Origin of the sequence: Rugamonas sp., assembly GCF_025354735.1 — a bacterium.
Taxonomy (GTDB): Bacteria; Pseudomonadota; Gammaproteobacteria; order Burkholderiales; family Burkholderiaceae_D; genus Rugamonas.
Map to the genome: position 1 here is coordinate 1 of NZ_JANXMI010000244.1, position 26,615 is coordinate 26,615.

Annotated in this window: 29 protein-coding genes; 20 read left to right on the forward strand and 9 right to left on the reverse strand. The window is 66.8% G+C overall.

What is annotated here, in order from left to right; all coding sequences use genetic code 11:
* The 7 genes from Q0S71_RS20165 to ispF form a co-directional block, all read left to right on the forward strand.
* Positions 1–734, forward strand: a 734-nt coding sequence (locus Q0S71_RS20165) for an NADH-quinone oxidoreductase subunit M (protein WP_295999834.1), incomplete at its 5' end; no start/stop codon positions are given.
* Between the two features lie 21 nt (positions 735–755).
* Positions 756–2,261 (forward strand): NADH-quinone oxidoreductase subunit NuoN, encoded by a 1,506-nt coding sequence (gene nuoN, locus Q0S71_RS20170; RefSeq protein ID WP_295999835.1) that lies wholly within the window; start codon positions 756–758, stop codon positions 2,259–2,261.
* A complete protein-coding gene (locus Q0S71_RS20175; RefSeq protein ID WP_295999836.1) occupies positions 2,261–2,584 on the forward strand; it encodes a DUF2818 family protein in 324 nt (107 codons plus the stop codon). Before nuoN ends, Q0S71_RS20175 begins: the two co-directional genes overlap by 1 nt.
* 34 nt (positions 2,585–2,618) lie before the next feature.
* Positions 2,619–3,173 carry an NUDIX hydrolase gene (locus Q0S71_RS20180; protein ID WP_295999837.1) on the forward strand — a complete coding sequence of 185 codons (555 nt, stop codon included), beginning with the start codon at positions 2,619–2,621 and terminating at the stop codon, positions 3,171–3,173.
* Positions 3,174–3,186: 13 nt separating this feature from the next.
* A complete protein-coding gene (locus Q0S71_RS20185; protein ID WP_295999889.1) occupies positions 3,187–3,969 on the forward strand; it encodes a hypothetical protein in 783 nt (260 codons plus the stop codon).
* Positions 3,970–4,063: 94 nt separating this feature from the next.
* The gene (gene ispD, locus Q0S71_RS20190; protein WP_295999890.1) at positions 4,064–4,732 is read left to right on the forward strand and encodes a 2-C-methyl-D-erythritol 4-phosphate cytidylyltransferase; all 669 of its coding nucleotides are present in this window, start codon (positions 4,064–4,066) and stop codon (positions 4,730–4,732) included.
* Between the two features lie 31 nt (positions 4,733–4,763).
* Positions 4,764–5,288, forward strand: a complete 525-nt coding sequence (ispF, locus tag Q0S71_RS20195) for a 2-C-methyl-D-erythritol 2,4-cyclodiphosphate synthase (RefSeq protein WP_295999838.1) — start codon at positions 4,764–4,766, stop codon at positions 5,286–5,288.
* A gap of 4 nt (positions 5,289–5,292) precedes the next feature.
* Here ispF and Q0S71_RS20200 read toward each other — a convergent pair whose 3' ends face one another.
* From Q0S71_RS20200 to Q0S71_RS20210, 3 genes are all read right to left on the reverse strand, one after another.
* Entirely contained in the window at positions 5,293–5,646 is a 354-nt protein-coding gene (locus tag Q0S71_RS20200) for a BrnA antitoxin family protein (RefSeq protein ID WP_295999839.1), read from the reverse strand.
* Positions 5,570–5,854, reverse strand: coding sequence for a BrnT family toxin (locus tag Q0S71_RS20205; RefSeq protein ID WP_295999840.1), 285 nt, complete (start codon positions 5,852–5,854; stop codon positions 5,570–5,572). Before Q0S71_RS20205 ends, Q0S71_RS20200 begins: the two co-directional genes overlap by 77 nt.
* 163 nt (positions 5,855–6,017) lie before the next feature.
* Positions 6,018–6,878, reverse strand: a complete 861-nt coding sequence (locus Q0S71_RS20210; RefSeq protein WP_295999841.1) for an NAD(P)H-binding protein — start codon at positions 6,876–6,878, stop codon at positions 6,018–6,020.
* A 112-nt stretch (positions 6,879–6,990) separates the two neighbouring features.
* On the opposite strand from Q0S71_RS20210, the gene Q0S71_RS20215 reads away from it, so the two are divergent.
* Complete coding sequence (locus tag Q0S71_RS20215; RefSeq protein WP_295999842.1) at positions 6,991–7,899, forward strand: LysR family transcriptional regulator; 909 nt, start codon at positions 6,991–6,993, stop codon at positions 7,897–7,899.
* 442 nt (positions 7,900–8,341) lie between these two features.
* Positions 8,342–8,644: a hypothetical protein gene (locus tag Q0S71_RS20220; RefSeq protein ID WP_295999843.1), complete on the forward strand. Its 303-nt coding sequence runs from the start codon at positions 8,342–8,344 to the stop codon at positions 8,642–8,644.
* Positions 8,645–8,654: 10 nt separating this feature from the next.
* Here the strand turns inward: Q0S71_RS20220 and Q0S71_RS20225 are convergent, their stop codons facing one another.
* On the reverse strand, positions 8,655–9,884 hold the full coding sequence (locus tag Q0S71_RS20225; protein WP_295999844.1) for an MFS transporter: 1,230 nt from the start codon (positions 9,882–9,884) through the stop codon (positions 8,655–8,657).
* A 127-nt stretch (positions 9,885–10,011) separates the two neighbouring features.
* On the opposite strand from Q0S71_RS20225, the gene Q0S71_RS20230 reads away from it, so the two are divergent.
* Positions 10,012–10,659, forward strand: coding sequence for a TetR/AcrR family transcriptional regulator (locus tag Q0S71_RS20230; RefSeq protein WP_295999845.1), 648 nt, complete (start codon positions 10,012–10,014; stop codon positions 10,657–10,659).
* 56 nt (positions 10,660–10,715) lie between these two features.
* Here the strand turns inward: Q0S71_RS20230 and Q0S71_RS20235 are convergent, their stop codons facing one another.
* The 4 genes from Q0S71_RS20235 to Q0S71_RS20250 form a co-directional block, all read right to left on the reverse strand.
* Entirely contained in the window at positions 10,716–11,693 is a 978-nt protein-coding gene (locus Q0S71_RS20235) for an FHA domain-containing protein (RefSeq protein ID WP_295999846.1), read from the reverse strand.
* Positions 11,690–13,126: a serine protease gene (locus Q0S71_RS20240; RefSeq protein WP_295999847.1), complete on the reverse strand. Its 1,437-nt coding sequence runs from the start codon at positions 13,124–13,126 to the stop codon at positions 11,690–11,692. The genes Q0S71_RS20235 and Q0S71_RS20240 overlap by 4 nt, the downstream gene beginning before the upstream one ends.
* A gap of 17 nt (positions 13,127–13,143) precedes the next feature.
* The gene (gene ribA, locus Q0S71_RS20245) at positions 13,144–13,797 is read right to left on the reverse strand and encodes a GTP cyclohydrolase II (protein ID WP_295999848.1); all 654 of its coding nucleotides are present in this window, start codon (positions 13,795–13,797) and stop codon (positions 13,144–13,146) included.
* Between the two features lie 137 nt (positions 13,798–13,934).
* Complete coding sequence (locus Q0S71_RS20250; protein ID WP_295999849.1) at positions 13,935–14,639, reverse strand: pirin family protein; 705 nt, start codon at positions 14,637–14,639, stop codon at positions 13,935–13,937.
* Positions 14,640–14,803: 164 nt separating this feature from the next.
* Here Q0S71_RS20250 and Q0S71_RS20255 point away from each other — a divergent pair, with 164 nt between their 5' ends.
* From Q0S71_RS20255 to Q0S71_RS20285, 7 genes are all read left to right on the forward strand, one after another.
* Complete coding sequence (locus Q0S71_RS20255; protein WP_295999850.1) at positions 14,804–15,736, forward strand: LysR substrate-binding domain-containing protein; 933 nt, start codon at positions 14,804–14,806, stop codon at positions 15,734–15,736.
* Positions 15,737–15,949: 213 nt separating this feature from the next.
* A complete protein-coding gene (locus Q0S71_RS20260) occupies positions 15,950–16,918 on the forward strand; it encodes an EAL and HDOD domain-containing protein (protein ID WP_295999851.1) in 969 nt (322 codons plus the stop codon).
* Entirely contained in the window at positions 16,911–19,064 is a 2,154-nt protein-coding gene (locus Q0S71_RS20265; protein ID WP_295999852.1) for an EAL domain-containing protein, read from the forward strand. Before Q0S71_RS20260 ends, Q0S71_RS20265 begins: the two co-directional genes overlap by 8 nt.
* Before the next feature lie 64 nt (positions 19,065–19,128).
* Positions 19,129–19,554 (forward strand): DUF1810 domain-containing protein, encoded by a 426-nt coding sequence (locus Q0S71_RS20270; RefSeq protein ID WP_295999853.1) that lies wholly within the window; start codon positions 19,129–19,131, stop codon positions 19,552–19,554.
* Positions 19,555–19,567: 13 nt separating this feature from the next.
* The gene (locus Q0S71_RS20275; RefSeq protein WP_295999854.1) at positions 19,568–19,942 is read left to right on the forward strand and encodes a glutaredoxin; all 375 of its coding nucleotides are present in this window, start codon (positions 19,568–19,570) and stop codon (positions 19,940–19,942) included.
* Positions 19,942–20,391 carry a PPC domain-containing DNA-binding protein gene (locus Q0S71_RS20280; protein WP_295999855.1) on the forward strand — a complete coding sequence of 150 codons (450 nt, stop codon included), beginning with the start codon at positions 19,942–19,944 and terminating at the stop codon, positions 20,389–20,391. The genes Q0S71_RS20275 and Q0S71_RS20280 overlap by 1 nt, the downstream gene beginning before the upstream one ends.
* On the forward strand, positions 20,388–21,401 hold the full coding sequence (locus Q0S71_RS20285) for a S41 family peptidase (protein ID WP_295999856.1): 1,014 nt from the start codon (positions 20,388–20,390) through the stop codon (positions 21,399–21,401). Before Q0S71_RS20280 ends, Q0S71_RS20285 begins: the two co-directional genes overlap by 4 nt.
* A gap of 106 nt (positions 21,402–21,507) precedes the next feature.
* Here Q0S71_RS20285 and Q0S71_RS20290 read toward each other — a convergent pair whose 3' ends face one another.
* Positions 21,508–21,741 (reverse strand): DUF3820 family protein, encoded by a 234-nt coding sequence (locus tag Q0S71_RS20290; RefSeq protein ID WP_295999857.1) that lies wholly within the window; start codon positions 21,739–21,741, stop codon positions 21,508–21,510.
* A 146-nt stretch (positions 21,742–21,887) separates the two neighbouring features.
* Between Q0S71_RS20290 and Q0S71_RS20295 the strand changes: the two genes are divergently transcribed.
* From Q0S71_RS20295 to sppA, 3 genes are all read left to right on the forward strand, one after another.
* Positions 21,888–23,099, forward strand: coding sequence for an MFS transporter (locus tag Q0S71_RS20295; RefSeq protein WP_295999858.1), 1,212 nt, complete (start codon positions 21,888–21,890; stop codon positions 23,097–23,099).
* Between the two features lie 129 nt (positions 23,100–23,228).
* Positions 23,229–24,677, forward strand: coding sequence for a sodium:solute symporter (locus tag Q0S71_RS20300; protein ID WP_295999859.1), 1,449 nt, complete (start codon positions 23,229–23,231; stop codon positions 24,675–24,677).
* 78 nt (positions 24,678–24,755) lie between these two features.
* Positions 24,756–26,615, forward strand: coding sequence for a signal peptide peptidase SppA (sppA, locus tag Q0S71_RS20305; protein ID WP_295999860.1), 1,860 nt, complete (start codon positions 24,756–24,758; stop codon positions 26,613–26,615).

The window sequence follows — 26,615 nt, forward strand, 5'->3', positions numbered from 1 at the left end:
TGCTGAAACTCGGCGGCTACGGCTTCGTGCGGTTTTCGCTGCCGATCACGCCTGATGCGAGCCACTACCTGTCCGGCTTCATGATCACGCTGTCGCTGATCGCCGTGATCTACATCGGCCTGGTGGCCCTGGTCCAGAAGGACATGAAAAAACTGGTCGCCTATTCGTCGATCGCCCACATGGGCTTCGTCACGCTGGGCTTCTTCGTCTTCAACGACATCGCCATGCAGGGCGGCATCGTGCAAATGATTTCGCACGGCTTCATCTCCGGCGCCATGTTCCTGTGCATCGGCGTGCTCTACGATCAGGCCCACTCGCGCCAGATCGCCGACTACGGAGGAGTGGTCAACAAGATGCCGAAGTTCGCGGCCCTGTTCATCTTCTTCTCGATGGCCAACTGCGGCCTGCCCGCCACCTCCGGCTTCGTCGGCGAGTTCATGGTCATCCTCGGCGCGGTCCAGTTCAACTTCTGGATCGGCCTGCTGGCCGCCACCGCCCTGATCCTGGGCGCCGCCTACTCGCTGTGGATGGCCAAGCGCGTCATCTTCGGCAAGGTCACCAACCACCATGTGGCCGAGCTGGTCGACATCAACGGCCGCGAGTTCCTGATGCTGGGCATCCTGGCGATCGCCGTGCTGGTGATGGGCCTGTATCCAGCGCCGTTCACCGACACCATGCAAACCTCCGTCGCCGACCTGCTCAAGCATGTCGCCGCGAGCAAGCTGCCTTACTAAGAAGAAAACGGAAACGCATACATGATTACCTCTGTGATTCCCCAGGTTACGCCTGACATGGCCCCGCTGTCGGCGGAGATCTTTTTGCTGGTCGCCGCGTCGGCGATCCTGCTGATCGATATGTTCCTGTCCGACAGCAAGCGCCACATCACCTATCTGCTGTCGCTGGCCACGCTGCTGGTCTGCGGCTGGTTCAGCTTCGCCGACTACAACGCCGGCACCACGGTGTACACGTTCTCGAACATGTTCATCTCGGACCCGATGGCCAATCTGCTGAAACTGTTCTCCTACCTGGCCGTCGGCCTGACGCTGATCTACTCGCGCAGCTACGCCACCGACCGTGGCATGTTGGGCGGCAACCTCGGCGGCGAGTTCTACGTGCTGGCCCTGTTCTCGCTGCTGGGCCAGATGGTCATGATCTCCGGCAATAACATGCTGTCGATCTACCTCGGCGTCGAACTGATGTCGCTGTCGCTGTACGCGCTGATCGCGCTGCGCCGCGACGACGGCCGCTCGACCGAAGCGGCGATGAAATACTTCATCCTCGGCGCGCTGGCCTCCGGCTTCCTGTTGTACGGCATCTCCATGCTGTACGGCGCCACCGGCACGCTGGACCTGACCCTGATCGCCAAGGCCGCCGCCAGCGGCACCATCAAGCCGACCATCCTGATCTTCGGCCTGGTGTTCCTGGTCGCCGGCCTGGCCTTCAAGCTCGGCGTGGTGCCCTTCCACATGTGGGTGCCGGACGTCTACCAGGGCGCGCCGACGGCCGTCACGCTGCTGCTGGGCGGTGCGCCGAAACTGGCCACCTTCGCCATCTGCATCCGCTTGCTGGTCGAAGGCTTGCTGCCGATGGCCGTCGACTGGCAGCAGATGCTGATGGTGCTGGCCGTCATGTCGCTGGCCATCGGCAACCTGACCGCCATCGCCCAGACCAACATCAAGCGCATGCTGGCTTACTCGACCATCGCGCAAATGGGCTTCGTGCTGCTGGGCCTGTTGTCCGGCGTGGTCGGCACCCGTTCCGACTTCGCCCCGGCCGCCTACGCCGGCGCCATGTACTACGCCATCACCTACGTGATGACGACGCTGGGCAGCTTCGGCGTCATCATGCTGCTGGCCCGCAACGGCTTCGAAGCGGAAGAACTGGCCGACTTCAAGGGCCTGAGCCAGCGCAGCCCGTGGTTCGCGGTCGTCATGTCGATTTTGATGTTCTCGCTGGCCGGCGTGCCGCCGATGATGGGCTTCATGGCCAAGTTCTCGGTATTGAGCTCGGTGCTGGCCACCAGCCAGATCTGGCTGACCGTGCTGGCCGTGATGTTCTCGCTGATCGGCGCATTCTACTACCTGCGCGTGGTCAAGATGATGTGGTTCGATGAGCCGCTCGACCATGCGCCCATCGTCACCAACGGCGACACCCGCTTCATCCTCAGCCTGAACGGCGCGGCCATCGTCCTGATGGGCGTGCTGCCCGGTCCGCTGCTGGGCGCCTGCCTGAGCGCCATGACCAAGACGCTGAACTCGTAATGGAAGTCGCGTCCGCCAGCTGGTTGGTGATCGTGCTCGCAATCGCGGCCGCCAACCTGCCGTTCTTCAACGACAAGCTGTTCGCCGTCGTGCCCTTGAAGAACGCCGCCGCGCAGGGGCGGGCGCGCAAGCCCCTCTTTATCCGCCTGCTGGAACTGATCGTGCTGTACTTCGTCGTCGGCGCCATCGGCTGCGCCCTCGAAGCCAAACTCGGCAACGCCTTCGTGCAAACCTGGGAGTTCTACGCCATCGGCGCCTGCCTGTTCCTGGTGCTGGCCTTTCCCGGTTTCGTGATGCGCTACCTGCGCAAGCGGCACGGCTGATACACTGCCACCATAGTTCATCGACGGAGCCGGCATGGATCTGCATCTGAAAGAAACCCGCATCGACGGCGGTCCGGTCTACGACGGCCACTTCCTCAAAGTGCAGCGCGACCGCGTGACGCTGCCCGACGGTAAAATCACCGCCCGCGAATACATCAAGCATCCCGGCGCCGTCGTGATCCTGCCACTGCTGGCCGACGGCAGCGTGCTCATGGAGCGCCAGTTCCGCTATCCGCTCGACCGCGTGTTCATCGAATTCCCGGCCGGTAAAATCGACGCCGGCGAAGACGCGCTGGCCTGCGCCAAGCGCGAGCTCGAAGAAGAAACCGGCTACACGGCCACCGAGTGGCAGTTCGTCAGCACCATCCACAACGCCATCGCCTATTCGGATGAGCACCTGGAACTGTTCCTGGCGCGCGGCCTGAGCGCCGGCGCGGCCAGGCTCGACGACGGCGAGTTCCTCGAAACCTTCACCGCCACCATCGACGAATTGCTCGAATGGGTGAGGGACCGCCGCATCACCGACGTCAAAACCGTGATCGGCATTTTCTGGCTCGACAAAATCCGCTCCGGCGCCTGGCCTCAATAACAGGTTGAACACCGTGACTGCGCCGCACCGTTCCAGCGGTTGGGGGAGGCCGGTTGGCCGCCGCCCGCGTTTCACCGGCTTGCGGGCGGTGATGGTGGCCGGCCTGTTTTTCAGCCTGTTCGTCGGCCGCGCCGCCGAAGCCGCCGAGCGCACCCCGTTCCAGGTCCGCTGCGAAGACACGATCAAAAAAACCGTCACCGTGCTGGTCTCGCAAAAGCACGGCTACAGCATCGACACCCATTTGTCCGCGCGCGCGCTGACGGTGATGAAGGACGTGGCGCCGGCCTATTCCTTCGCCGCCGGCCTGACCCGCACCGAGTCGCGCGTCGAAGTGGCGCTGGGTGGCCCCATCCTGCAAGACCCGGCCAGCGGCTACGAATGCGTCGCGCCGCAGATCGACGTCGAGCTCTATTACATGCCGGTGGTGATCTACATCGCCAGGGAACTGCCGCCCGACAGCTGCGCCTACAAGGAAGTGCTGGCGCACGAGATGCGCCACCTGCAAGCCTACACCGACCATCTGCCCAAGGTCGACCAGCAGGTGCGCGAGGCGCTCACCAAACGCTTCGGCGACAAGCCGCTGTACGCGCCGTCCGGCACCGCCATGTCGGCGCTGGAACATGAAATCAACAGCGGCTGGCTGCCGTATATCCGCGGCGAGCTGGCCCGGGTCGAAGAGCAGCAGGCGCTGATCGACGCGCCCGAAGAATATGCGCGCCTCGGCAAAGTCTGCGGCAGCGAAATCGCCACCATCCTCGGCAAGCTGCGGCCCGCCGTCCCGGCCCGCCGGCCCTAATCGAAAGCCCATCGTGAACCCGACCACCGCCGCCTCCACCACTGCCGCCGCTTCCCCCACTGCCGCCGCATCGCCCGCGCCGCGCTACTTCGCGCTGATCCCGGCCGCCGGCGTCGGCGCCCGCATGGCCGCCGGCGGCCCCAAACAATACCTGCCGCTGGCCGGCCAGCCGATGTTGCGCCACACGCTGAACGCCTTCCTCGGCAGCGCGCTGATCGCCCACACCTACGTCGTCGTCAGCGCCGACGATCCCTATATCGACGCGCTGCTGCCGCCGTCCGGCGTGACGGTGCTGCGCTGCGGCGGCGCCACCCGCATGGACTCGGTGCGGAACGCCTTGCGCGCGCTGCGCGACCAAGTCGGCGACGACGACTGGGTGCTGGTGCACGACGCGGCCCGACCCGGCCTGACGCCGGCGCTGATCGCGAAACTGATCGCCGGCGTCGGCACGGCGGCGGCCGGCGGCCTGCTGGCGCTGCCGGTGGTCGACACCGTCAAGCGCGCCGCGCCCGGCGCCGCCGTCGGCACCGTGCCGCGCGACGGCCTGTGGCTGGCGCAGACGCCGCAAATGTTTTCCTATCGCCTGCTGACGCGCGCGCTGGCCGCCGCCACCGACGCCACCCTCGTCACCGACGACGCCAGCGCCGTCGAAGCGCTGGGCCTGTCGCCGGTGCTGGTCGAAGGCCACCCGCGCAATTTGAAAGTGACGCTGCCGGCCGACGTCCGCATCGCCGAGATGTACCTGGCCGATTCATCCGACTAAAACCATTGAATACGCATCCACGAGGCACACCATGAGCACCACCGACACATCCAACGCAGTCGCCGCAGCCGCCGCACTCCCGTTCCGCATCGGCCAGGGTTACGACTGCCACGCGCTGGTGGAAAACCGGCTGTTGATTCTGGGCGGGGTGACGATCCCTCACCACCTCGGCCTGCTGGGCCACTCCGACGCCGACGCGCTGCTGCACGCGATCACCGACGCCATCCTCGGCGCCGCCGCGCTGGGCGACATCGGCAAGCACTTCCCCGACACCGACCCGCAATTCAAGGGCGCCGACTCGCGCACGCTGCTGCGCGAAGCGGCGCGCCGGGTGCGGGCGACCGGCTACGACATCGGCAACATCGACGCCACCATCATCGCGCAGCGCCCGAAGATGGCGCCGCACATCGGCGCCATGTGCGCGCACGTGGCCGACGATGTGGGCGTGACGGTGGGCCAGGTCAACATCAAGGCCAAGACCAACGAGAAGCTGGGGTATTTGGGCCGCGAAGAAGGCATCGCGGCCGAAGCCGTGGCGCTGCTGGTGCGCCGCTGAGGACTCAGCGGTCCAAGGGAGGCTCGTAATATTGGCGCAGCTCGTCGTAGTACTCGCGCAGCGCGATGTTGATTAAAACTTTGTAGTACTCAGGCTCGCGCCTTTGGAACCATGACAGCACATCTTCATCGATGCGCAGTTCGACGGCCACCTTGGGCGGCGGCGGGCCAAAGTTCATACGCACAATTCCATTCTCCATATCTTCGGGACGGGCTTCGGAATCCTCTCCGGTAAGCTCGATGTCGCTGTCCTTCATATTAAAGACCCGCCGCAGATCCGTTTCACCGGATGACCTGTGAATAGAGAATTTCGGTTTCTCGCCGATCGGCTCTGCGGAACGAGATGATTCGGATTTCATAATCGGTCTCCGTGTGGGTGATGGCTACGGCTGTGCTGCCCAAAAAACCTAGTGTGATAAAGCGCCGCTCGGAATAAAAGTGGCGCTTGTCTTCACGAACATAATTTTCGCGGAGGAACACTGCTTCAGCTTGGGCGAAATCGTAGCCATGCTTTTTCAGGTTGAGCAGCCGTTTCTTTTCATCCCAGGTGAACCGCTGCTGCTTCATTGTAGGCCGCTCCGCAGACACATCAAGCAAGCCGAGGGCTTGTCCTGAAACTGTATCCGCGCGGCGCCCGTCCCGCTGTCGACTAGCGCAAGCCGATCACGCCGGCGCCGCGCGGCCGCCGCCAGGTTCGCTGTGCGTCGTCGCGGGCGCCCTCTGCGCATTATCAGGCGCGTTCGAGCAGCGCGCGCAGTGCCGCGTCGAGCGTCGTGCCGCCCTTGCGCGACATGTGCGGGCCGCCTTCGAAATCGATCCAGCCTTGGTTGAAGCCGTCCAGCATCTGGCTGCGCGGGACCGGATTGCGCATGCCCTGCGACGTCAATAAATCATGCCAGGTGTCGCGCGGCACGGCCGTGGCGGCGACCGGGTGGCCCAGCAGCCGCGCGAAGCCGGCCGCGATATCGTTCGGGCTGACGCGCTCCTGCGCCTCCAGTTCGACCACGCGCACGCCGTCCCAACGCGCCTGCATCAGCTCCGCCGCCAGGGCCGCGATATCGGCGCAAGCGACCATCGGCACCTCGCGGTCCAGCGGTTGCAGGAAGTTGGGGATCACGCCATCGCGCGCGGCCGCCACGTCCCACAGGCTGTTTTCGATGAACCAGGCGGCGCGCAGAAAGGCGACCGGCAGCGCCAGCGTGCCCAGTTCGCGCTCCATGATGCCGAGCTGGTTGAGCAGGTTGGGCTGCGTTGCCTGGGCGCCGACGGTCGACAGGCAGACCACGCGTTCGGGACGCGCCGCTTGCAGCGCCATGCGCAGCGAGGCGATGACGGCGCGCGATTCCGGGAAGCCGTCGGTTGGGTCGAAGTTCGGCGGCAGCAGCACGAAGACGGCGCTGGCGCCGGTGAAGGCGTGGGTCAGCGCCGCAGTGCCGTGCATGTCGGCCAGAGCGATTTCGCAGCCGCGCCCGGCCCAGGCCGCGCCCTTGGCGGCGTCGCGCACGATGGCGCGCACGGGCAGGCCGGCGGCCAGCAGGTGGTGGGCGAGGGCGCCGCCGACTTGGCCGGTGATACCGGTGATTGCATACATGGTGAGCTCCTGTGGGGTGATGGCGGCCGCTGCCGCATGGAAGAAGTATGCTGCGCGGCGCTCGATTCTCCGATAGCATGGCGCTCATATCATTCATGACTAAGGGGCATCAATGACATTCGATGAACGGGTGGTGAACGGCATGCGCGTGCTCGATGCGATCGTCGACAGCGGCAGTTTCGTCGGCGCCGGCGAGCTGCTGGGGATGTCGCAGTCGGGTGTCAGCCGCGCGCTGGCCAAGTTGGAGGCGCGACTGAAAATCCGCCTGTTCGACCGCACCACGCGCAAGGTCGCGCTGACCGACGAGGGCCGGCGCTTTTATGCGCAGATAGGACCGCTGCTGGCGGGGCTGGAGGAGGCGGTGGCGTCGGCCGGCAGGGGCGCGGTGGCGGTGCGGGGCCGGCTGCGCATCAATGTCGACCCGTATTTTTCGCGCATCGTGCTGGGGCCGCGACTGGGCGCGTTTCTGGCGCGGCATCCCGACCTGGAGCTGGAGCTGACCACGCGCGACCAGCTGGGCGACATGATAGGCGACGGCTTCGACCTCGCGCTGCGCTTCGGCCAGTTGCAGGCGTCGACGCTGATCGCGCGCCAGCTGATGTCGCCGCGCATACTTACCGTCGCCACGCCCGATTACGTGCGCCGCTGCGGCTTGCCGCGCGTGCCGGCCGACCTGGAAAACGGCCGCCACACCTGCATCCACTTCCGCGACCCGCACACCGGCAAGGCCTTCGACTGGGAGTTCCACCGCGGCGCCGAGCGCGTCGTCGTCGCGCCGGACAGCCAGCTGATGGTCAATGACGCCGGCACGCTGTACAGCGTCTGCCTGGCCGGCTACGGCATGGCCCAGGTGATGGATCTGGCGGTGCAGCCCATGCTGGCCTCGGGCCAGCTGGTGCAGTTGCTGCCCGACTGGAGCGACGAGCGCTTCCCGCTGTACGCGCTGTACCCGTCGCGCCGCCACGCGCCCGCCAAGACGCGGGCCTTCCTGGCGTTCATCGAATCGCTGAGCCATGGGTAGATAAGCGCGAGCTTCGCTCTTATCGAATATGGGTGATGGTGCGGGGCGCCAGCTGGTTCAGTATGGCGAGCAGTGGGGGAAAGAGCGGCCGTAAAGTGTCCAGGCGATTGTTCGCGCTGACCAGCATCACGACAGAAATCGGTAGCGTCCGACGGTTCTGCTGATAAGGGATATTTTGGTCGGCGGTGCAAAATACGTCGAATCGACTGGCTGCGATTCTCAGCAATTGTCCGTTCTTCTATCCCGACCATCCGCATTCGACAACGGTCCGCACCTCCTGTCCGGGCAGCGCGCGCTTCATTTCTCTCGGTAAGGACTCATCGCGCAGTATGCGCATGGTTGTTCAGGGCGATGCGCAAGCATCGATGCACCCGATGAATCATTTTGCGCGCTCTGCTACCATGGCGGCCTGATAGCAACGCAGGTCAACGGGAGAAGTGAAATGGCGCGGGATATTTACGCATACCGGCACGTGGCCGTGCAGTCGGTGCAGCGCGCCGGCGGCGTCGAAGTGCATCCGATGCCAGGCCAGGCTTACTCGCCCGAATTGATGGTGCAGTGTTCGCGCCGCCTCGGCGACACCGCCCTGTATCCGCTGGGGACGCGCTTCCTGCTGTTCGCCAAGCTGACGGACCGATTGGGCGGCACGCCCTTTCTCTACGCCTGGCACGGCGACGCCGACGTCGTGCTGTTGGCGCAGGAAGCGAAGGCCTTCCTGGCCGAATTCAAGCGCGGCCGGATTTAGCGGTCTTCGATCAGCCGACCGCGTGCAGATGCGTGGCGCGGTCGTGGCCGTGGCGCCAGATCAGCAGCGCCATCGCGATGGCGAACAGGCCGCCGACCACCATCGCGCTCGACACGCCGAGATGGTCGACGGCGACGCCGCCCACCAGCGCGCCCGACGCCAGCGAAATCTGCGCGGTGGCGACGAAGACGGCGCCGCCGCTTTCCATCGCGTGCGGCGCGGCCTGGAACATCCAGGTCTGCACCGAGATCGGCATCGAGCCGAACGCCAGGCCCCAGATCACGATCAGCGCGCTGACGGCGACCATGCTGGTGCCGAACAGCGGCATCACCAGCGCCGACAGGCCCAGCACCAGTCCGGTGGCGATCAGCGCGCCGCGCACGCTGCGCGCCACGGCCCAGCCGCCGATGATGTTGCCGATGAAGCCGGCCGCGCCATAGGTCAGCAGCAGCGCGCTGATGGTCTTGGCCGACATGCCGCCGACCTGCGCGAGGAAGGGCGTGATGTAGGTGTAGGTGGCGAACTGGCCGATGAAGATCAGCGCCGTGGCCAGCATGCCGAGACGGGCTTTTTTAATCTTCAGCAGCTGCGGCAGGTCGCGCGCCTTCATCGCCACGGCCGTCGGCAGCGCCGGCATCAGCGCCAGCATGGCGACCACGCCCAGCACGGCCAGCACGACGCCGGCGCCGAACGCCACGCGCCAGCCGACCAGTTCCCCGATCAGCGCGCCGGCCGGCACGCCGGCCACGGTGCCGAGCGAAATGCCGGCGAAGATCAGCGAGGTGGCGCGCGCGCCCGACGCCGCCGGCACCAGGCGCGGGCCCAGTCCGCCGCCGATGGCCCAGAAGCCGCCGACGCCGATACCGAGCAGGGCCCGGCCGAACAGCGTCAGCGCGAACGAGGACGACAGCGCCACGATGCCGTTCGACACCGCCAGCAACACCATCAGGCCGACGATCACGTAGCGGCGGTCGCTCTTGCCGGCGGCCAGCGGCACTAGCAGCGCGGCCAGCGTCGCCACCAGGCCGGGGATGGTCACCATCATGCCGGCCACGCCCTCGGTGACGCGCAATTCGGCGGCGATGCTGGGCAGCAGGCCGACCGGCAGGAATTCAGTGGTGACCAGCGCGAAGGCGCCGAGCGCGACCGACAGCACGGCCAGCCAGGCCGCGCCGGTGGGCGTTTCGACGGGCGACGACGGGTCCGGCAGCGGCGCGGCCGCGTTGTTATTGGCTTGCATGAGTCATCCTCGGAGAGTGTGGGTGGCAGATTGAGAAGTACGGCGTAAAAAACCCTTGAGTTTTTTACTGATCGGTTCATAATCGGTCACGCAGCAGACCTTGTCAACTAGTTTTTAACCGATCGGTATGAAAAATATTCACAGCGATACCCAGGCAGATGCTCCCGTCGATGCCGCCGCCGCGCCGCGCAAGAGCGGCCGTCCGCGCACCTTCGACGCCGACCACGCGCTCGACCAGGCCATGAAGGTATTCTGGGAAAAAGGCTACGAAGGCGCGTCGCTGCCGGAGCTGACCGAGGCGATGGGCATGAACCGGCCCAGCCTGTACGCCGTGTTCGGCAACAAGGAAAACCTGTTCCACAAGGCGCTGGAGCGCTACGCCTTGCCGCGCGAACAGCTGTTCGCCGCCGCGCTGGCGCAGCCGACGGCGCGCGCCGTCGTCGAATATCTGCTGCACAGCAACGCCGACGGCCAGACCGAATCGGACCAGCCGCATGGCTGCCTGGTCATCAACGGCGCGCTGGCGTGCAGCGACGACGCCCAGCCCATCCGCGAAGAATTGATCGCCCACCGCAGCGGCAACGAAGCGCGCCTGCGCGACCGCCTGCTGCAGGCGAAGACGGACGGCGACCTGCCGGCCGACACCTGCGCCGGCCAGCTGGCGCGCTATGTGATGACGGTCTCGAACGGCATGGCCGTGCAGGCCGCCGCCGGCGCCACCCGCGAACAATTGCACGAGGTGGTCGCGCTGGTACTGCGCGGCTGGCCGGCCTGAACTGACGTGCGCCGCCGTCGGGCGATGAGCCGGCGGCGCTGCTCGGCGCCGCGCGCTCAGCCTCCCTGGTCGCCGTCGCCGTCATCCTTGCCCGGCTTGCTGCGCGCGGCGTCGGCGCCCGCCTTGAGTTTGGCGGCGTGGCCGAGGAATTCATCGACGCTGTGATTCGGGCTGTGCCGCACGGCCGGCGGCAGCAGCACCGACATGTACAACTCGTCGGCGGCGTGGCCGCTGTTTTGCAGATTGCTGATGAGCGCCAGGCCGCAGCCGGCCAGCAGCAAGATCCAGCTGGCCAGCGCCAGGCGTTTCGGATGGTGGGGCTTGATGGTCCACAGGTGGAAGAAAATCATGCAGCACACCAGCGCGATCGACACCAGGTTGCCGTAGCGGGTCAGCCATTCGGCCGACCAGGCGTAGGCCGCCACGTCGCTCAGCGCGCGCCAGGCGCCGACGGCCAGCATGCCGCCGCCGAGGATGAACAGGTGGCGCCCCAGCCGCGCGTGGCCGCCGAACAGGCGGTTGCCCAGCGCCCACACGCTGCTCCACACCAGGCCGCCGCCCAGGCCGGAGGCGATCACCAGCAGATACGGCGCCGCCTGCACCGGCTGCACGTGCGACATCCAGTATTCGACGGCCGTGAACAGGGCGATCAGCAGCAGCCCCAGCAGCGCGGGCGCCGCGCCTTCCCAGCCGTGCATGGTGGTGTCGGTGCGCTCCGGCGCGACCGGGAAGTCGGCGCCGCGCACGCGCAGCCGCGTGTGGCCCAGCCGCACGACGGTGTCGCCGTCGAGCGTGACGACGCTGCGGCGCTGGCCGAGGTGGACCGTGCCGTTCCGGCCGCCGAGGTCGCGCAACTGCAACTGTCCGTTCTCGTCGATGTCGATGACGGCGTGGCGCGCGGCCGTGTGGGCGTCGTCGAGGATGAAGTCGTTGTCGTAGCCGCGCCCGAGGCGGATCGGCAGGGCCGCGATCATATGCCGCTGCAACACGTCGCCGTTGCGGGCCAGCACTTCGATGAAGTAGGGCGGCCTCATGGCCGCGCCCCGCGCGCCAGCGCCGACAAAAAGGCGCGCGACAGGCGCAGGCCGTTGTCGTAGGAAACGCCGTGCGCGTCGAGCCGGCTTTGCAGACTCATCCTGCCCTCGTCGGTGCTGGCCGTCAGCAGGGCGAAATCGTAGAGGCCGGTGAACTTGCTGTAGGCGCGCACGCACAGCACGGCGCGCAGCGGCAGTTTTTTGTTGTCGATGAATTGCTCGGTGCAGCGCGGGCCGGTCAGGTGGCTGCTTTTGTCGCTGCCGAAGTCTTCATTCTTGAACGAGGCGCTGGCCTGCTGCGAAAAGCGCAGCGCGTCGAGCGTGGTGGCGCGCATGTACTGGTGGCGGATGCCGATCTGGCCGGTCTGCAACTGGCCGCTGACGAAGATGGCCGATTCCATCGCGCAATCGGTGTCGTCGACGCTGAAGGGTTGCTCCGCCGCCGAGGAGGAGCGGCCCCAGCAGCGCATCTGTTCCGATTCGCGCACCGGCACCTGGTAGGGCCCCATGGCCTTCAGGCTGAGCGGCGTGGCCAGCAACTGGTCGACCATCGCGCCCTGGTGGGCCAGCAATTGCGCGCCGACGACGGCGTTGAAATCGGCCGGCGGCTTGCCCTGGCGGGCGACGGTGGCCAGCAGCGCCTGCGCGTAGCGGGCCGGCACCAGGAAGCTGACCAGTTCGCCGTCCAGGCGCTTGGACACGTTGATGCCGGCCACGGCGCCGTTGACGGTCACGCTGGGGCCGCCGCTCATGCCGGCGTTGATCGGGCCGGTGAACATCAGCTGTTCGTAAAAACTGCGCGTGACGACGCCGTTGTAAGCGCCTTCGGAAATGGCGAAGCCGAGGTCGAGCGGATTGCCGAGCGAGTACAGATATTGTCCCTGGCTGAGCTTGGCCAGCGGTTCGGGCAGCTTGAAGAAGCCGGTGCCGTTGCGGCTCACGCGCAGCACGGCCAGGTCGTGCAACACGTCGACGGCCAGCAGTTCGACGTTGCCGCGCTGGCCGCCGGTGTCCACCCATTCGCCGACGTAGGTGGCCGGTTCGAGCGCGAACTGCGACACCACGTGGTAGTTGGTGCCGACGAGGTTGCTGGTGCCGATCAAAAAGCCGGAGCCGACCGACGACTGGGTGCGGCCGCTTTTGAGCAGCGAGCGCACTTGCAGGATGTCGTTGCGGGCCGAGGCGTAGAGTTGTTGCGCGGCGCTCGATGGCGGCGGCAGCGGCGCGCTGTCGGCGGCCGCCGCCGCGCCCGGCTTGGCGCCGCCGGTCGCTGGAATGGTGGGTATCGTTGGACTGGCTGGCGGCGTGGCGGCCGGTGCGTGGACCAGGGCGGCGCTCGGCGCGACCGGTTTGGCCATGCCGGGCGGCGCGGCCAGCGCGCCGGCGCAGATCAGGGACAGGGTGGTGAGGCTTGCAAGCTGGTGCAGTTTCATGCCGTCCCGACGGTGAGTTACAGTTCGCCGTCCTCGGCCGGTTCCGGCGTCAGCGGCGTCATCATGTGGCCCAGCTTGGCGGCCTTGGTGTTCAGGTAGTGCTGGTTGAAGGCGTTGCGGTTGACCAGCAGCGGCACCCGCTCGGCGACGCTGATGCCGAGGTTTTCCATCGCCGCTATCTTACGCGGATTATTCGTCATCAGGCGCAGGCTGTGCACGCCGAATTGGGCGAACATCGGTTGCACCAGCGTGTAGGTGCGCTGGTCGGCCTTGAAGCCGAGCTGTTCGTTGGCCTGCACCGTGTCGGCGCCGGCCTCTTGCAGGCGGTAGGCGCGGATCTTGTTGATGAGGCCGATACCGCGGCCCTCCTGGCGCAGGTACAGCAAGATGCCGCGGCCCTCGGCGGCGATGCGCTTGAGCGCGCCTTCGAGCTGGGCGCCGCAGTCGCAGCGCTGCGAGAACAGCACGTCGCCGGTCAGGCATTCCGAGTGCACGCGCGCCAGCACCGGCTCGCCGTTGCCGACGTCGCCCAGCACCATGGCCAGGTGTTCCTTGCCCGTGGCGTGCTCGACGAAGGCGTGCAGCGTGAACTGGGCCCACGGGGTCGGCAGCGCGCAAGAGGTCATGTATTCCAAGGTTTCTTTTGCGGGGGTATCGGCGCTGTGCGGCATGGCTGAGCTCTTCAAGGTGGCGGTATCAAAGTAAAAAGGCGCGCCGGACTGATCGATCCGATCCGGCGCGCCCCGCCATCATACCAAAACTTAGACCGGAAGAAATGTGACGGCGCTTTTCGGCCGCCGATACCTCCTTATTGCTGTGGCAAGTCGAACAGCAGCACTTCCGCATCGCGGGCCTGCTCCAGCGTGACCAGCGTCTCCTCGGTCAGCTTGAGGGCGTCGCCGCCTTTGAGCGCGGTGCCGTTGATGACGACCTCGCCACGGATCACATGGGCATAGGCGATGCGGCCCGGCGCCAGCGGATGCTCGAGCTTGTCCGCGCCGTCGATGATGGTGGCGTAGATGGCGGCGTTCTGGTGGATCAGCACCGAGCCTTCGCGGCCGTCGCCGGAAGCGATCAGGCGCAGCTGGCCTTTTTTGCTGTCCGGCGTGAAGTTTTTCTCTTCATAGCTCGGTGCGATGCCCAGTTCATTCGGCTGTATCCAGATTTGCAGGAAGTGCAGGCCGTCGGTGCGCGAGTGGTTGAACTCGCTGTGCCGCACGCCGGTGCCCGCGCTCATGCGCTGCACGTCGCCGTAGTGCAACACGGAACCGGTGCCCATGCTGTCCTTGTGCTCGAGCGCGCCGTTCAGCACGTAGGAAATGATTTCCATGTCGCGGTGGCCGTGGGTGCCGAAACCCTGGGCCTGCGTGACCTTGTCTTCATTGATGACCAGCAGCGGGCCGAAACCGACGTGCTCGGGATCGTGATAGTGGCCGAAGGAGAAGGTGTGGCGCGAATCGAGCCAGCCGTGGTTGGCGGCGCCGCGTGCTTCACTTTTACGAATTTGCAACATGGTGGACTCCATTTTTTTTCAAGTTAATGTGCGATAATTTCGAAGCCTCGCTTCGGGATGGACCGACCTGAATCTTGCCATCGCTGCACCGATGAATTCATCATACGCCGGCGCCGTGCGATTAAAAAACGGAAAATTTACCTCTCTACTGTCGAAAAAATCGAATGCTGAGATTAAGCCTGGAAGCGTTGCAAATCGTCGATGCGATCGACCGGCGCGGCTCGTTTTCCGCCGCCGGCAAGGAATTGCACCGGGTGCCGTCGACCATCTCCTACACCGTCAGCAAGCTCGAAGACGACCTCGGCGTGCAAGTGTTCGAGCGCAACGGCCCGCGCGTGCTGCTCACGCGCGCCGGCCAGGAATTGCTCAAGGAGGGGCGCTACCTGCTCAAGGCGGCGCAAGACCTGGAGCACCGCGTGCGGCGCGTCGCCTCCGGCTGGGAAACCGAGCTGGCCATCGGCATGGATTCGATGTTTTCGACGCTGCTGCTGCGCCAGGACATCTGCGCCTTTTACGAGGTGGCGCAGCAGACCCGGCTGCGCGTCGTGCACGAAGCCCTGTCCGGCACCTGGGAAGCGCTGCTGGACCGCCGCGTCGACCTGCTGATCGGCGCGCCCGGCGACGGTCCGGCCGGCGGCGGCTACGTGTCGCAGCCCATCGGCACGATTTCCTTCGTGTTCGCCGTCGCGCCCGGCCATCCGCTGGCGGACGTCGAGGAACCCTTGCAGCGCACGCAATTGCAACAGTATCGCGCCATCACCGTGGCCGATTCGGCGCGCCAGATGGCGCCGCGCACGGTCGGCCTGCTGCTGGGGCAGGATACGCTGGCGCTGCCGACCATGCAGAGCAAGTTCGACTATCAGCTGGCCGGGCTGGGCTTCGGCTTCCTGCCCGAACCGTGCGCCCGCGCCGCCATCGCCGCCGGCTTGCTGGTCGAAAAGCAGGTGCAGGAACCGAAGCCGGCCGAAACCTTTTACCTGGCCTGGCGCACCGGCGAGGCCGGCGCCGCGCTGAGCTGGTGGATAGAGCGCATGCGCGCACCGGGCTTGTTCGAGCGTTTGCTGCGGCATTTGCCGCGCCTGCCCTTGATGGAGTGAGGGGTGTGCTGCCGCCGGGGAAAAAGGCGGTAAGATCCGGCTCGGCCACAGGCTCGAATCGGGGCGCGGTCGAGTAGGGACTGACCCGACATCACGTCGGCGGCCATTAACGTGCATTTACTGCAATCTTGACAGTTGTTGGCCGACGCCAATAATTTCGGAGTACCATATGAATCGCCGATCGTTCGCCACCCCAGTCTCCAGGACTTCGCCATGACCACCATGTCCGCCGCGCCGCCCCTGTTCCTGCTGCCTTTGGCCGACCGCAGCGGCGCGTCCGCCGGTTTGCTGCTGGCCTGCGCCGAGGGCGACGCCGGCGACTGGCCGCTGGACGCGCTGCAAGCGCTGGCCGCCGGCGGCCCCTGTTTCTACCGCTTGCCGTGCGCCGCCGCGCCGGCCTTGCAGCAAGCCGGCTGGCAGGCATTGCCGGCCGGCGCCGTGGCCCGCCTGGACGACGGCCTGGACCGCGACCTGCCGCCCGCCATCGCCTGGCTGGAGGGCGACTGGTATCTGGCGCCGCCGCCCAAGCCCATCGGCCAGCAGGCGGCGTCGCGCGCGCTGGCGCTGCGGCTGGTGCAACTGGTCAACGCCGACGCCGACAACCATGAAATCGAAGCCGTGCTGCGCCAGGACCCGACGCTGTCCTACCACCTGCTGCGCCTGGTCAATTCCCTGGGCGTGGGCGGCGGCCGGCGCGTCAGCAGTTTTTCGCAGGCGATCCTGATACTCGGCCGCCAGCAATTGCGGCGCTGGCTCAACCTGATGCTGTTCGCCTCGCGCGCCGACGATCCGCGCGCGTCCATGTTGCTGTCGCGCGCGGCCCTGCGCGCCCACGCGATGGAATTGCTGGCCCGGTGCGCCGGCCTGAACCGGACCGACCAGGACCAGGCTTTCATGGCCGGCATGTTTTCTCTGCTGGGTGCCCTGTTCGGCCTGGCGCTCGACGAGCTGTTGCAGCCGCTCGTCATCAGCGACGCCGTGCGCGCCGCGCTGCTGGCGCGGGACGGCGAGCTGGGCGCATTGCTGGCGCTGGTCGAGCAGGCCGAGCGGGGCGACTTCGCGGCGCTGAGCGCTGGCCTGGCCGCGCTGCAAATCGATGTGAACGATTACAACCGCTGCATCGCCGACGCCACGCTGTGGATGCAAGGCGTGGCCGCCGGCGCGGGCCGTTCCCATGCTTGAGGCGGCGATCGCGCGCTGCGTCGCGCTGGGCCGGCTGGCGCGCGGCCAGCAGGGCGACGCGTTGACGCAGACGCTGGCCGAGCTCGACGCGGCGCTGCTGCAACTGCAAGCCGAGCGCCTCGCCGCAGGCCCCGCCGAACAAGCGCCGGAAGCGGAGCTGGAACTGGACCTGTCCGGCTACCTGACCGGCTGGAACGGCGGCGCCGCGCAGCTGTTCGGCTACGCCGCGCCGGAAGCGCTGGGCCAGCACATCCTGTTCCTGTACGCCGACGATGACGAGGACGGCAATATCGCCGAGCTGTTCGTCGACCCCGCCAACGCCGTTGCCGAAGTGCGGCGCCGCAAGAAGTCGGGCGAGCTGGTGTGGGTGCGCCTGGCGCTGGCGCTGATCGCGGACGCCGGCGGCGAGCCGTGCGGCATGCGCGTGCGCTTCAACACGGTCAGCGAGCCGCTGTCGGACGAGGACAAGGTCCACCTGCACGCCCGCATCATCGAAGACAGCGACCAGGGCGTGCTCATCACCGACGCCAGCGAGCGCATCGTCTCCATCAACAGTTCCTTCACGCGCATCACCGGCTACTCGCCGGCCGAATCGATAGGCCAGACCCCGGACCTGCTGCGCTCGGGCGTGCACGACGCCGACTTCCGGGCCCAGGTGCGCGCCGCCATGCAGGGCTATGGCCCGTGGCGCGGCGAGATCATCGGCAAGCGCAAGAACGGCGAGCTGTTCCCGCAGTCGGTGACGATCAGCGTGGTGCGCGACCGCGCCGGCCAGATCAGCCACACCTTCTCGCTGTTTTCCGACATCAGCGTACACAAGGACGCCGAGGCGCGCATGCAGCGCATGGCCAATTACGACAGCCTGTCCGGCCTGCCCAACCTCTGCCTGCTGACCCAGCTGGTCGACCAGGGCTTGACCGAGGCCCGCCGCAGCCAGCAGCACGGCGCCATGATGGTGATCGAGATCAGCCGCATCGGCGCCATCGCCGACACCCTGGGCCACGAAACGGGCAACGAGCTGCTGTGCCAGATCGGCCGCCTGCTGCGCCTGGCGCTGCGCGAGGCCGACATCCTGGCCCGGCTCGACGGCGCCAAGTTCGCCGTCGCGCTGCTGCACATCGAAAAGCGCGAGCACGCCGCCATCGTCGCGCAAAAACTGCTCGACGCGCTGGCCGCGCCCATCGTCATCGGCGCCCACCACCTGCAGGTAGGCGCCACCATCGGCATCGCCGTCTACCCGGAGGACGGCGTCGACACGTCCTCGCTGATACGCTATGCCGACGTGGCCGCCGCCAAGGCCAAGGGCGTCGATTCGGCCATGTTGTTCTACAGCGAGGAAATGAACCAGCGCGCCCAGGAACACCTGCGCCTGGAAAGCGAGCTGCGCCTGGCCCTCGTCAACGACGAGCTGGCGCTCTACTACCAGCCCAAGGTGAGCTTGCGCAGCGGCCGCATCGTCGGCGCCGAGGCGTTGCTGCGCTGGCGCCACCCGGTGCGCGGCCTGGTGTCGCCGGGCGTGTTCATCCCCGTCGCCGAGGAAACCGGCCTGATCCTCGACCTCGGCACCTGGGTGCTGGAGGAAGCCTGCCGCCAGGTGCGCGCCTGGAAGGACGCCAACCTCATCATGCCGCCCGTGGCCGTCAACCTGTCGGCGCGCCAGTTCGACGCCGGCCTGCCGGGCCGCATCGCGGCGGTGCTCGAACGCCACTGCGTGCAGCCCGAGCAGCTGATGCTGGAAATCACGGAAAGCCTGCTCATGCGCGGCACCGACAACGTCGTCGCCATCATGAACCAGCTCGTCGCGATGGGCTTGTCGCTGGCGCTGGACGACTTCGGCACCGGCTATTCCAGCCTGGCCTACCTGAAGAAATTCCCGATCAGCACGCTGAAGATAGACCGCTCCTTCGTGATCGGCCTGCCGCACGAGGAAAACGATTGCGCCATCGCGCGCGCCATCGTTACCATGGCCCAGCAGCTGCGCCAGGAAATCGTGGCCGAGGGCGTCGAGACGGCCGAGCAGATGAGCTTTCTGCGCGAGCTCGGCTGCGACCAGCTGCAAGGCTATCTGTTCAGCCAGCCCGTGCCGGCGGCCGATTTCGAGCGCATGCTGCGCGAAGGCAAGCGCCTGGCCTTCGCATCGCGATAAACGCAAGACACCCGGCCGTGAACGCCGGCGCCGGCGCGCGGTCCAAGCTAAAAGGGGAGGGAACATGACCGCCACCCATAAACTGCAACACTTCGTCGACGCGCAGGCGGCCGTGTACGACACCGTGCTGGCCGAGTTGCGCGGCGGGCGCAAACGCAGCCACTGGATGTGGTTCATCTTCCCGCAGTTGCGCGGCCTGGGCCGCAGCGACATGGCGCGCCGCTACGCCCTCGACGGCCTGGCCGACGCCCGCTCCTACCTGGCCCATCCGGTGCTGGGCGCGCGGCTGTTCGAGTGCAGCGCGCTGGTGAGCGCGATTTCCGGGCGCGACATCGGCGCCATCTTCGGCAGTCCCGACGACCTCAAATTCCACTCCAGCATGACACTGTTCGCGCAGGCGCGGCCCGAACAGCCGATTTTCGACGCCTGCCTGCAAAAATACTTTGACGGCCGGCCGGATGCGGCTACTCTTGCGCTATTAAAAACCTAGACGGGACAACTTTATGAGCCGCAGCATCCTCGACGAAGCGCACATCCACCCGGCCATCCGCGCCAAGATCAGCGACAGCAACGCCGCCATCGTGCGCGAAGTGCAGGCCGCCGTCGCCGCCAACGCCATCGTCGTCGTCGGCATGGGGCAGAACCCGTTTCCGCGCAAGGCCCGCAAGATCCTCGACAGCCTCGGCACGCCCTACCAGTACCTCGGCTACGGCAGCTACCTGTCGAAATGGCGGCCGCGCAGCGCCCTGAAGATGTGGACCGGTTGGGGCACCTTCCCGATGATCTTCGTGAACGGCATGCTGATCGGCGGTGCCCAGGAATTGCAGGCGCTGGTCGAGCGCGGCGAATTTTCCAGCCTGCTGAAAACGCCGGCCTGATGCAGGCGCTGCCGCTGCGCCTCAATCCCGGCGACGACCTGAAGGCCGCCATCGAGGCCGCCATCGGGGCTGCGCAAGCCGGGCAGGGCGAGGGCGTCGACCAGCCGGCCGGCGCCGCCTTCGTCCTGCAAGGCATCGGCAGCCTCAGCGTCGCGCAACTGCGCTACGCCGGCCTGCCGCAGCCGACCGAGCTGCGCGGCGACCTGGAAATCCTCACGCTGGCCGGCTCCGTCTCGCCCGACGGCGCCCACCTGCACATGTCGGTGGCGGACGCGCAGGGCCGCGTCTTCGGCGGCCACGTCGGCGCCGGCTGCATCGTCCGCACCACCGCCGAGCTACTGCTGGCGCTGCTGCCCGAACACCGCTTCGCCCGCGAGCACGACGCGCTGACCGGCTTCAAGGAATTGACCATCTACCCGCAGCTCATCAACCCAGCCCTTACTCCATGACCCTGATCCCACGCCACAACCTCGCCCTCGCAGCCTTCGCCTCCCTCGTTTCCCTGTTGCCGGCCCTGGCCATCGCCCAGCCCGCCATCGTTTCCGACGCCGACGCGCAAGCCGTCGCCCGCTCGGTCGGCGAACAGCTCCACGCCGCCTATCCCTTCCCCGACATCGCCGAGCGCTACGCCAAGGCCCTGGCGGCGAAGGCCAAGGCTGGCGCCTATCGCGGCCTCGACGATTGCGACCTGGCCACGCACATGACCGACGACCTGCACGCCGTGCATCAGGATGTGCATCTGCGGATATTCTGCGATGCCGTGCTGTCCAAAAAACTGGCGCCCAAGACCGATGCCGCCGGCACGCCCAAAATGAAGGACCTCGGCTTCGAGTCGGTGGAGCTGGACATGGACTTGTCGACCGCCTACATCCGTTCGCAGGGCGGCTGGCGCGCCAACGCCGACACCTTCCGTACGGCGGCCGCCGCCATGAACCTGGCGTCGCAGGCCAAATACGTCATCATCGACCTGCGCGGCAATCCGGGCGGCAACGGCGAAGTGGGGCGCTTCCTGGCCTCCTACTTCTATCCTGACGGCGAAGAAAAATACTATTTATACGGTTTCGAAAAAGACCGCGAGCACAACCAGCAGGAATGGACCTATGCCTACGTGCCGGGACCGCGCCTGCCGGACGCCAAACTCTACATCCTGGTCAACAAGAAAACGGCGTCGGCCACCGAGGGCTTCGCCTACGCGATGCAGCAGCTGAAGCGCGCCACCATCGTCGGCCAGACCACGGCCGGCGCCGGCATCGCGGGCGACTTCCGGCCGCTGCCGAACAAGATGACGGTATTCCTGCCGGTGAAGATGATCGTGGCGCCGCACAGCAGCGCAGGCTGGGAAGGCACGGGCGTGGTGCCCGACGTGTCCACCGAGCCCGACACCGAGCGCGCGGCGGTCATGGAATTGATACGCCGGGAGATCGCCGTCCCGCCGGCCGCCCAGCCGGCGACGGATTGAGGGATGGACGACGCCGTGCCGCCTCAGTCCTCGTCGTCCATCAGCGATTTCATGTCATGAGCGGCCGTTCAAGAGCTCGATCAACAATCCGCTTGAGAGCCCACCTTCAGCGGCGTGGCCGCGCAGGATGCGGAGGACGCAGAGGGTCGAGCAGGCCGCGCAAGTCGTTGTGGTCGAGCTCGTACATCAGCGCGATCAGCGCGCCCAGTTCGCCGGACGGAAAGCCTTCGCGCGCGAACCAGCCCAGATAGTGGCCGGGCAGGTCGGCCAGCTTGCGGCCCTTGTATTTACCGTAGGGCATTTCGTAGGTGAGCAGCAGGGCGAGTTTTTCCGAGTTCATGGGGCGAAATATAGCAGGCGGGCGGCCGCCACGGCGGTCAGTGGTCAATTGTTGCTGCTGCCGCAAATATATTCTGCCTTCCACAGTCTTATTCGCGATAAAGAAAGCATGGATACTTCCGCACATACACTTTAAAGGAAGCTGCCATGCCTATTGCACTGCTAGCGCTGACCATCAGCGCGTTCGCCATCGGGACCACCGAATTCGTCATCGTCGGGCTGCTGCCGACCATCGCCGCCGATCTGGGCGTGAACCTGCCGTCGGCCGGCCTGCTCGTGAGCCTGTACGCGCTCGGCGTGGCCGTCGGCGCGCCGGTGCTCACCGCGCTGACCGGCAAGCTGCCGCGCAAAACGCTGCTGCTGGCGCTGATGGTGCTGTTCACGCTCGGCAATCTGCTGGCCTGGCAGGCGCCCGGCTACGCCACGCTGGTGGTGGCGCGCATCCTGACCGGGCTGGCGCACGGCGTGTTCTTTTCGATAGGCTCGACCATCGCCACCTCGCTGGTGAGCAAGGAAAAAGCGGCCAGCGCGATCGCCATCATGTTCACCGGCCTGACGGTGGCGCTGGTGACGGGCGTGCCGCTGGGCACCTTCATCGGCCAGCATTTGGGCTGGCGCGCCAGCTTCCTCGCCGTGTCGGCGCTGGGCGTGATCGCCTTTCTCGGCAGCCTGGCCTTCGTGCCGTCGACGATAGCGCACAGCAAGCCGGCGTCGCTGCTGCGACAAGTGAAGGTGTTGGGCCAGCCGCGTCTGCTGCTGGTGTACGCGATGACGGCGGTCGGCTACGGCGGCTCGTTCACCGCCTTCACTTATCTGGCGCCGATTTTGCAGAACGTCTCCGGCTTCGGCGCCGACGCGGTCGGGCTGGTGATGCTGGTGTACGGCCTGTCCGTCGCCGTCGGCAATATCTGGGGCGGCAAGCTGGCCGACCGCCGCGGTCCGATCAGCGCGCTGAAGATCATCTTCCTCGGTCTGGCCGCCGTGCTGTTGGTGCTGACGTTCACCGCGCCGCATCCGGCGCTGGTGCTGGCGACGGTGCTGGTGTGGGGCGCTTTCGCGTTCGGCAACGTCGCCGGCTTGCAGGTCTACGTCGTGCAGCAGGCCGAGCGCTTCGCGCCGCAAGCGGTCGATGTGGCGTCGGGACTGAATATCGCCGCCTTCAATCTGGGCATCGCCGGCGGCGCGTGGGGCGGCGGGCTCATCGTCGAGCAGATGGGACTGGTGCATACCGGGTGGATAGGCGCCATCGTCGTGCTGGCGGCGTTCGGGCTGACGGCGCTGAGCGGCCGCCTCGACCGCCGCGACCCGCGCGCGGTGCCGGCCGCAGCGCCGCGCAAGGTCCGCGTCGCCGCGCACTGAGGGCGGTGCGCCCGGGCTGAGCAAGCGGCTCGGACCAGCGGTATCGGATCCCGGCCCACGGCGGCGGCACGGTTGCCGCCGCGCCGGTGTATATTGCTGCCCTTGCCATCGCACCCACACCGAACACCCATGTCGCCAGCCGCACTTTTCCTCGCCGTCCTCGCCTATTTCACGCTGCTGCTGGGCGTCGCCTGGCGCACCTCGCGCCACGCCACCAACGACAGCTACTTCATCGGCAACAAGCGCAGCAACTGGAAGCTGGTCGCCTTCGGCATGATAGGCACCACGCTGACCGGCGTCACCTTCATCAGCGTGCCGGGCGCGGTCGGCGCCAACGGCTTCGGCTACCTGCAAATCATGGCCGGCTACGTGCTCGGCTACCTGGCCATCATCGTCATCCTGCTGCCGCTGTACTACCGCCTCAAGCTGACGTCGATCTACCACTACCTCGACTTCCGCCTCGGCCGGCGCGCCGGCCAGAGCGGGGCCGTCTTCTTCATCCTGTCGCGCACGCTCGGTTCGACCGCGCGCCTCTACCTGGTCGTCAACATCCTGCAACTGACGATACTCGACAGCCTGGGCGTGCCGTTCTGGCTGACCAGCATGGTGATCCTGCTGATGATACTGCTCTACACCTACGAAGGCGGCGTCAAGACCATCGTCTGGACCGACACGCTGCAAACGAGCGCCATGTTGATCGGCCTGGTCAGCTGCGTCGCCATCGTGCTGCTGCGCCTCGACTTGAGCCTGCCGCAAAGCCTGGCGCGGATGAGCGAACACGGCCTGACGCGCATCTTCACGTTCGACGTCGACAGCCCGGTCTACCTGTGGAAGCAAGTGCTGGCCGGCATCTTCATCACCGTCGCGATGACGGGCATGGACCAGGAAATGATGCAAAAGAATATCTCGGTGCGCACCCTGGCCGACGCGCAAAAAAACATGCTGACGCTGACCGTCGTGCTGACGGCCGTGCTGATGCTGTTCCTCTACCTGGGCGGCCTGCTGTCGCTGTACGCGCCGCTGGCCGGCGTCGCCGCCACCGGCGACAAGCTGTTCCCCGCCGTCGTCATGGGCCAGTTGCCGGCCGCCGTGCAGCTGATCTTCCTGATCGCGCTGGTGTCGGCGCTGTTCCCCAGCGCGGACGGCGCCATCACGGCGCTGACCTCCACGGTCTGCCTCGACCTGCTCGGCCTGGCGCGCCGCGGCGACCTGAGCGAGCGGCGCAAGACCGTGTGGCGCCACCGCGTCCACCTCGGCTTTTGCGCCCTGTTTCTGGTGTTGGTGATGGTCTTCAAATGGATGGATAATCCCAGCATGATAGGCGTGATCCTGAAGCTGGCCGGCTACACCTACGGCCCGCTGCTGGGGCTGTTCGCCTTCGGCCTGCTGAGCCGGCGCGGCGTGCGCGACCGCTGGGTGCCGGCCGCCGTGCTGGCCGGACCGCTGCTGTGCTATGCCATCGACGTCAATCAAAAGTCGCTGTTCGGCAGTTACCACCTCGGCCTGGAACTGCTCATCATGAACGGCGCGCTGGTGCTGGCCGGCCTGTGGCTGATCTCGACGCCGGCGCCGGACTGACAGGGCGGCGTTTTTCGCTTATAGTTGCATATAGTTCAAGCTTGACACCACACTCAATCCGCCTCAACAGGAGCATCCATGTCACGATCCCCGTTTTCCTATGTACGCCGTGGCCTGGGCTGGTGCTGGCGCGCGCTCGACGCGGGTCGCCGCGCCGTCCTGAACCTGCTGTTCCTGGGGCTGCTGATCGTCGTGCTGTACGCCATCTTCGGCGGCGCGGCCAAGCCGCTGGCGGCCAAGACGGCGCTGGTGCTGGACTTGAAGGGCCAGCTGGTCGAACAGGCTAGCAGCAGCGCGCGCGAAGCGCTGTTGTCGAGCGTGCGCGGCGGCGACAGCAAGAAGATGATCCAGTTGCGCGACGTGCTGGCCGTGCTCGACGCCGCCGGCAAGGACGCCAACATCGGCAGCGCCGTGCTGCTGGTCGACGACATGCAGGGCGGCGGCCAGGCCATGTTGCGCGAAGTGGCGGCCGGCATCGACCGCTTCAAGGCCACCGGCAAGCCCGTCATCGCCTGGGGATCGAGCTACGACCAGAGCCAGTACCTGCTGGCCGCCCACGCCAGCCAGGTCTATCTGCACCCGATGGGCGCGGTGATGCTGCAAGGCTTCGGCCACTACCGCAACTACTACCACGACGCGCTCGACAAGCTGGGTGTGACCGTCAACCTGCTGCGCGTGGGCACCTACAAGAGCTTCGGCGAACCGTATATCGCCAACGGCCCGTCGCCGGCCGCCAGCGAAGCGGAAACCTATCTGAACACGGCGCTGTGGAGCAGCTACACGAGCCAGATCGAACAGCAGCGCAAGCTGCCGGCCGGCGCCATCATGCGCGGCATCGACGACCTGCCGGCCCGCGTGGCCGCCGTCGACGGCGACCTGGCCAAGCTGGCGCTGACCGAAAAACTGGTCGACGGCATCAAGGCGCGCGATGAAATCCGCCAGATGATGATGCACAGCGGCGCCAGCGACAGCGACGGCAAGACCTTCCGCCAGATCCATTTCGACGACTACCTGGCGCGTTTGCATCCCAAGCTGACCGGCGACGCCGTCGGCGTCATCGTCGCCGCCGGCGAAATCAGCGATGGCGTGGCCGGCCCCGGCGCCATCGGCGGCACCTCGACCTCGAACCTGATCCGCCAGGCGCGCGAAGACGACAAGATCAAGGCCATCGTGCTGCGCGTCGACTCGCCCGGCGGCAGCGCCTTCGCCTCCGAACTGATACGCCACGAACTGGAGCTGACACGCGCCGCCGGCAAGCCGGTGGTGGTCTCGATGGGCAACGTCGCCGCCTCGGGCGGCTACTGGATCTCGATGGCGTCCGACGAAGTGATCGCCGAGCCGACCACCATCACCGGCTCCATCGGCGTGTTCGCCATCCTGCCGACGGCCGACAAGGTGATCGACAAACTGGGCATCCACACGGGCGGCAACCCGACCACGTGGCTGGCCGACGCCGGCAATCCTTTGCGGCCGCTCGACCCGCGTTTTGGCCAGGTGATCCAGGCCAGCATCAACCATATTTACGCCGAGTTCACCGGCAAGGCCGCGCAGGCGCGCAAGACGACGCCGGAAAAAATCAACGACGTCGCGCAGGGGCGCGTGTGGACCGGCGCGCAGGCCAAGGACCGCGGCCTGGTCGATACGCTGGGCAGCTATGGCGACGCGCTGAAATCGGCCGCGCGCCGGGCCAAGCTGGGCGGCGATTATCGGGTGGTGTACATCGAGCGCGAGACCAGCAAGTTCGACCGCCTGCTCGACCTGTTCGACGGCTCGGTGGCGCAGGCGCTGGGGGTGCACGTCAAGCTGGGACTGGCGGGCACCGGCCTGCCGCCGGCGGCCGCCGCCGACATCGCGCACGACCTGGGCTGGCTGGCGGAACTGAACACCCGCCAGCAACCGTTCATGGCGGTGACCCACTGCCTGTGCGCATCGCCGTAA

Coding starts and splice junctions, on each gene's coding strand:
- nuoN (WP_295999835.1), top strand. CDS start 756: ATGATTACCTCTGTGATTCCCCAGGTTACGCCTGACATGGCCCCGCTG.
- Q0S71_RS20175 (WP_295999836.1), top strand. CDS start 2,261: ATGGAAGTCGCGTCCGCCAGCTGGTTGGTGATCGTGCTCGCAATCGCG.
- Q0S71_RS20180 (WP_295999837.1), top strand. CDS start 2,619: ATGGATCTGCATCTGAAAGAAACCCGCATCGACGGCGGTCCGGTCTAC.
- ispF (WP_295999838.1), top strand. CDS start 4,764: ATGAGCACCACCGACACATCCAACGCAGTCGCCGCAGCCGCCGCACTC.
- Q0S71_RS20200 (WP_295999839.1), bottom strand. CDS start 5,646: ATGAAATCCGAATCATCTCGTTCCGCAGAGCCGATCGGCGAGAAACCG.
- Q0S71_RS20205 (WP_295999840.1), bottom strand. CDS start 5,854: ATGAAGCAGCAGCGGTTCACCTGGGATGAAAAGAAACGGCTGCTCAAC.
- Q0S71_RS20210 (WP_295999841.1), bottom strand. CDS start 6,878: ATGTATGCAATCACCGGTATCACCGGCCAAGTCGGCGGCGCCCTCGCC.
- Q0S71_RS20215 (WP_295999842.1), top strand. CDS start 6,991: ATGACATTCGATGAACGGGTGGTGAACGGCATGCGCGTGCTCGATGCG.
- Q0S71_RS20220 (WP_295999843.1), top strand. CDS start 8,342: ATGGCGCGGGATATTTACGCATACCGGCACGTGGCCGTGCAGTCGGTG.
- Q0S71_RS20225 (WP_295999844.1), bottom strand. CDS start 9,884: ATGCAAGCCAATAACAACGCGGCCGCGCCGCTGCCGGACCCGTCGTCG.
- Q0S71_RS20230 (WP_295999845.1), top strand. CDS start 10,012: ATGAAAAATATTCACAGCGATACCCAGGCAGATGCTCCCGTCGATGCC.
- Q0S71_RS20235 (WP_295999846.1), bottom strand. CDS start 11,693: ATGAGGCCGCCCTACTTCATCGAAGTGCTGGCCCGCAACGGCGACGTG.
- Q0S71_RS20240 (WP_295999847.1), bottom strand. CDS start 13,126: ATGAAACTGCACCAGCTTGCAAGCCTCACCACCCTGTCCCTGATCTGC.
- ribA (WP_295999848.1), bottom strand. CDS start 13,797: ATGCCGCACAGCGCCGATACCCCCGCAAAAGAAACCTTGGAATACATG.
- Q0S71_RS20250 (WP_295999849.1), bottom strand. CDS start 14,639: ATGTTGCAAATTCGTAAAAGTGAAGCACGCGGCGCCGCCAACCACGGC.
- Q0S71_RS20255 (WP_295999850.1), top strand. CDS start 14,804: ATGCTGAGATTAAGCCTGGAAGCGTTGCAAATCGTCGATGCGATCGAC.
- Q0S71_RS20260 (WP_295999851.1), top strand. CDS start 15,950: ATGACCACCATGTCCGCCGCGCCGCCCCTGTTCCTGCTGCCTTTGGCC.
- Q0S71_RS20265 (WP_295999852.1), top strand. CDS start 16,911: ATGCTTGAGGCGGCGATCGCGCGCTGCGTCGCGCTGGGCCGGCTGGCG.
- Q0S71_RS20270 (WP_295999853.1), top strand. CDS start 19,129: ATGACCGCCACCCATAAACTGCAACACTTCGTCGACGCGCAGGCGGCC.
- Q0S71_RS20275 (WP_295999854.1), top strand. CDS start 19,568: ATGAGCCGCAGCATCCTCGACGAAGCGCACATCCACCCGGCCATCCGC.
- Q0S71_RS20280 (WP_295999855.1), top strand. CDS start 19,942: ATGCAGGCGCTGCCGCTGCGCCTCAATCCCGGCGACGACCTGAAGGCC.
- Q0S71_RS20285 (WP_295999856.1), top strand. CDS start 20,388: ATGACCCTGATCCCACGCCACAACCTCGCCCTCGCAGCCTTCGCCTCC.
- Q0S71_RS20290 (WP_295999857.1), bottom strand. CDS start 21,741: ATGAACTCGGAAAAACTCGCCCTGCTGCTCACCTACGAAATGCCCTAC.
- Q0S71_RS20295 (WP_295999858.1), top strand. CDS start 21,888: ATGCCTATTGCACTGCTAGCGCTGACCATCAGCGCGTTCGCCATCGGG.
- Q0S71_RS20300 (WP_295999859.1), top strand. CDS start 23,229: ATGTCGCCAGCCGCACTTTTCCTCGCCGTCCTCGCCTATTTCACGCTG.
- sppA (WP_295999860.1), top strand. CDS start 24,756: ATGTCACGATCCCCGTTTTCCTATGTACGCCGTGGCCTGGGCTGGTGC.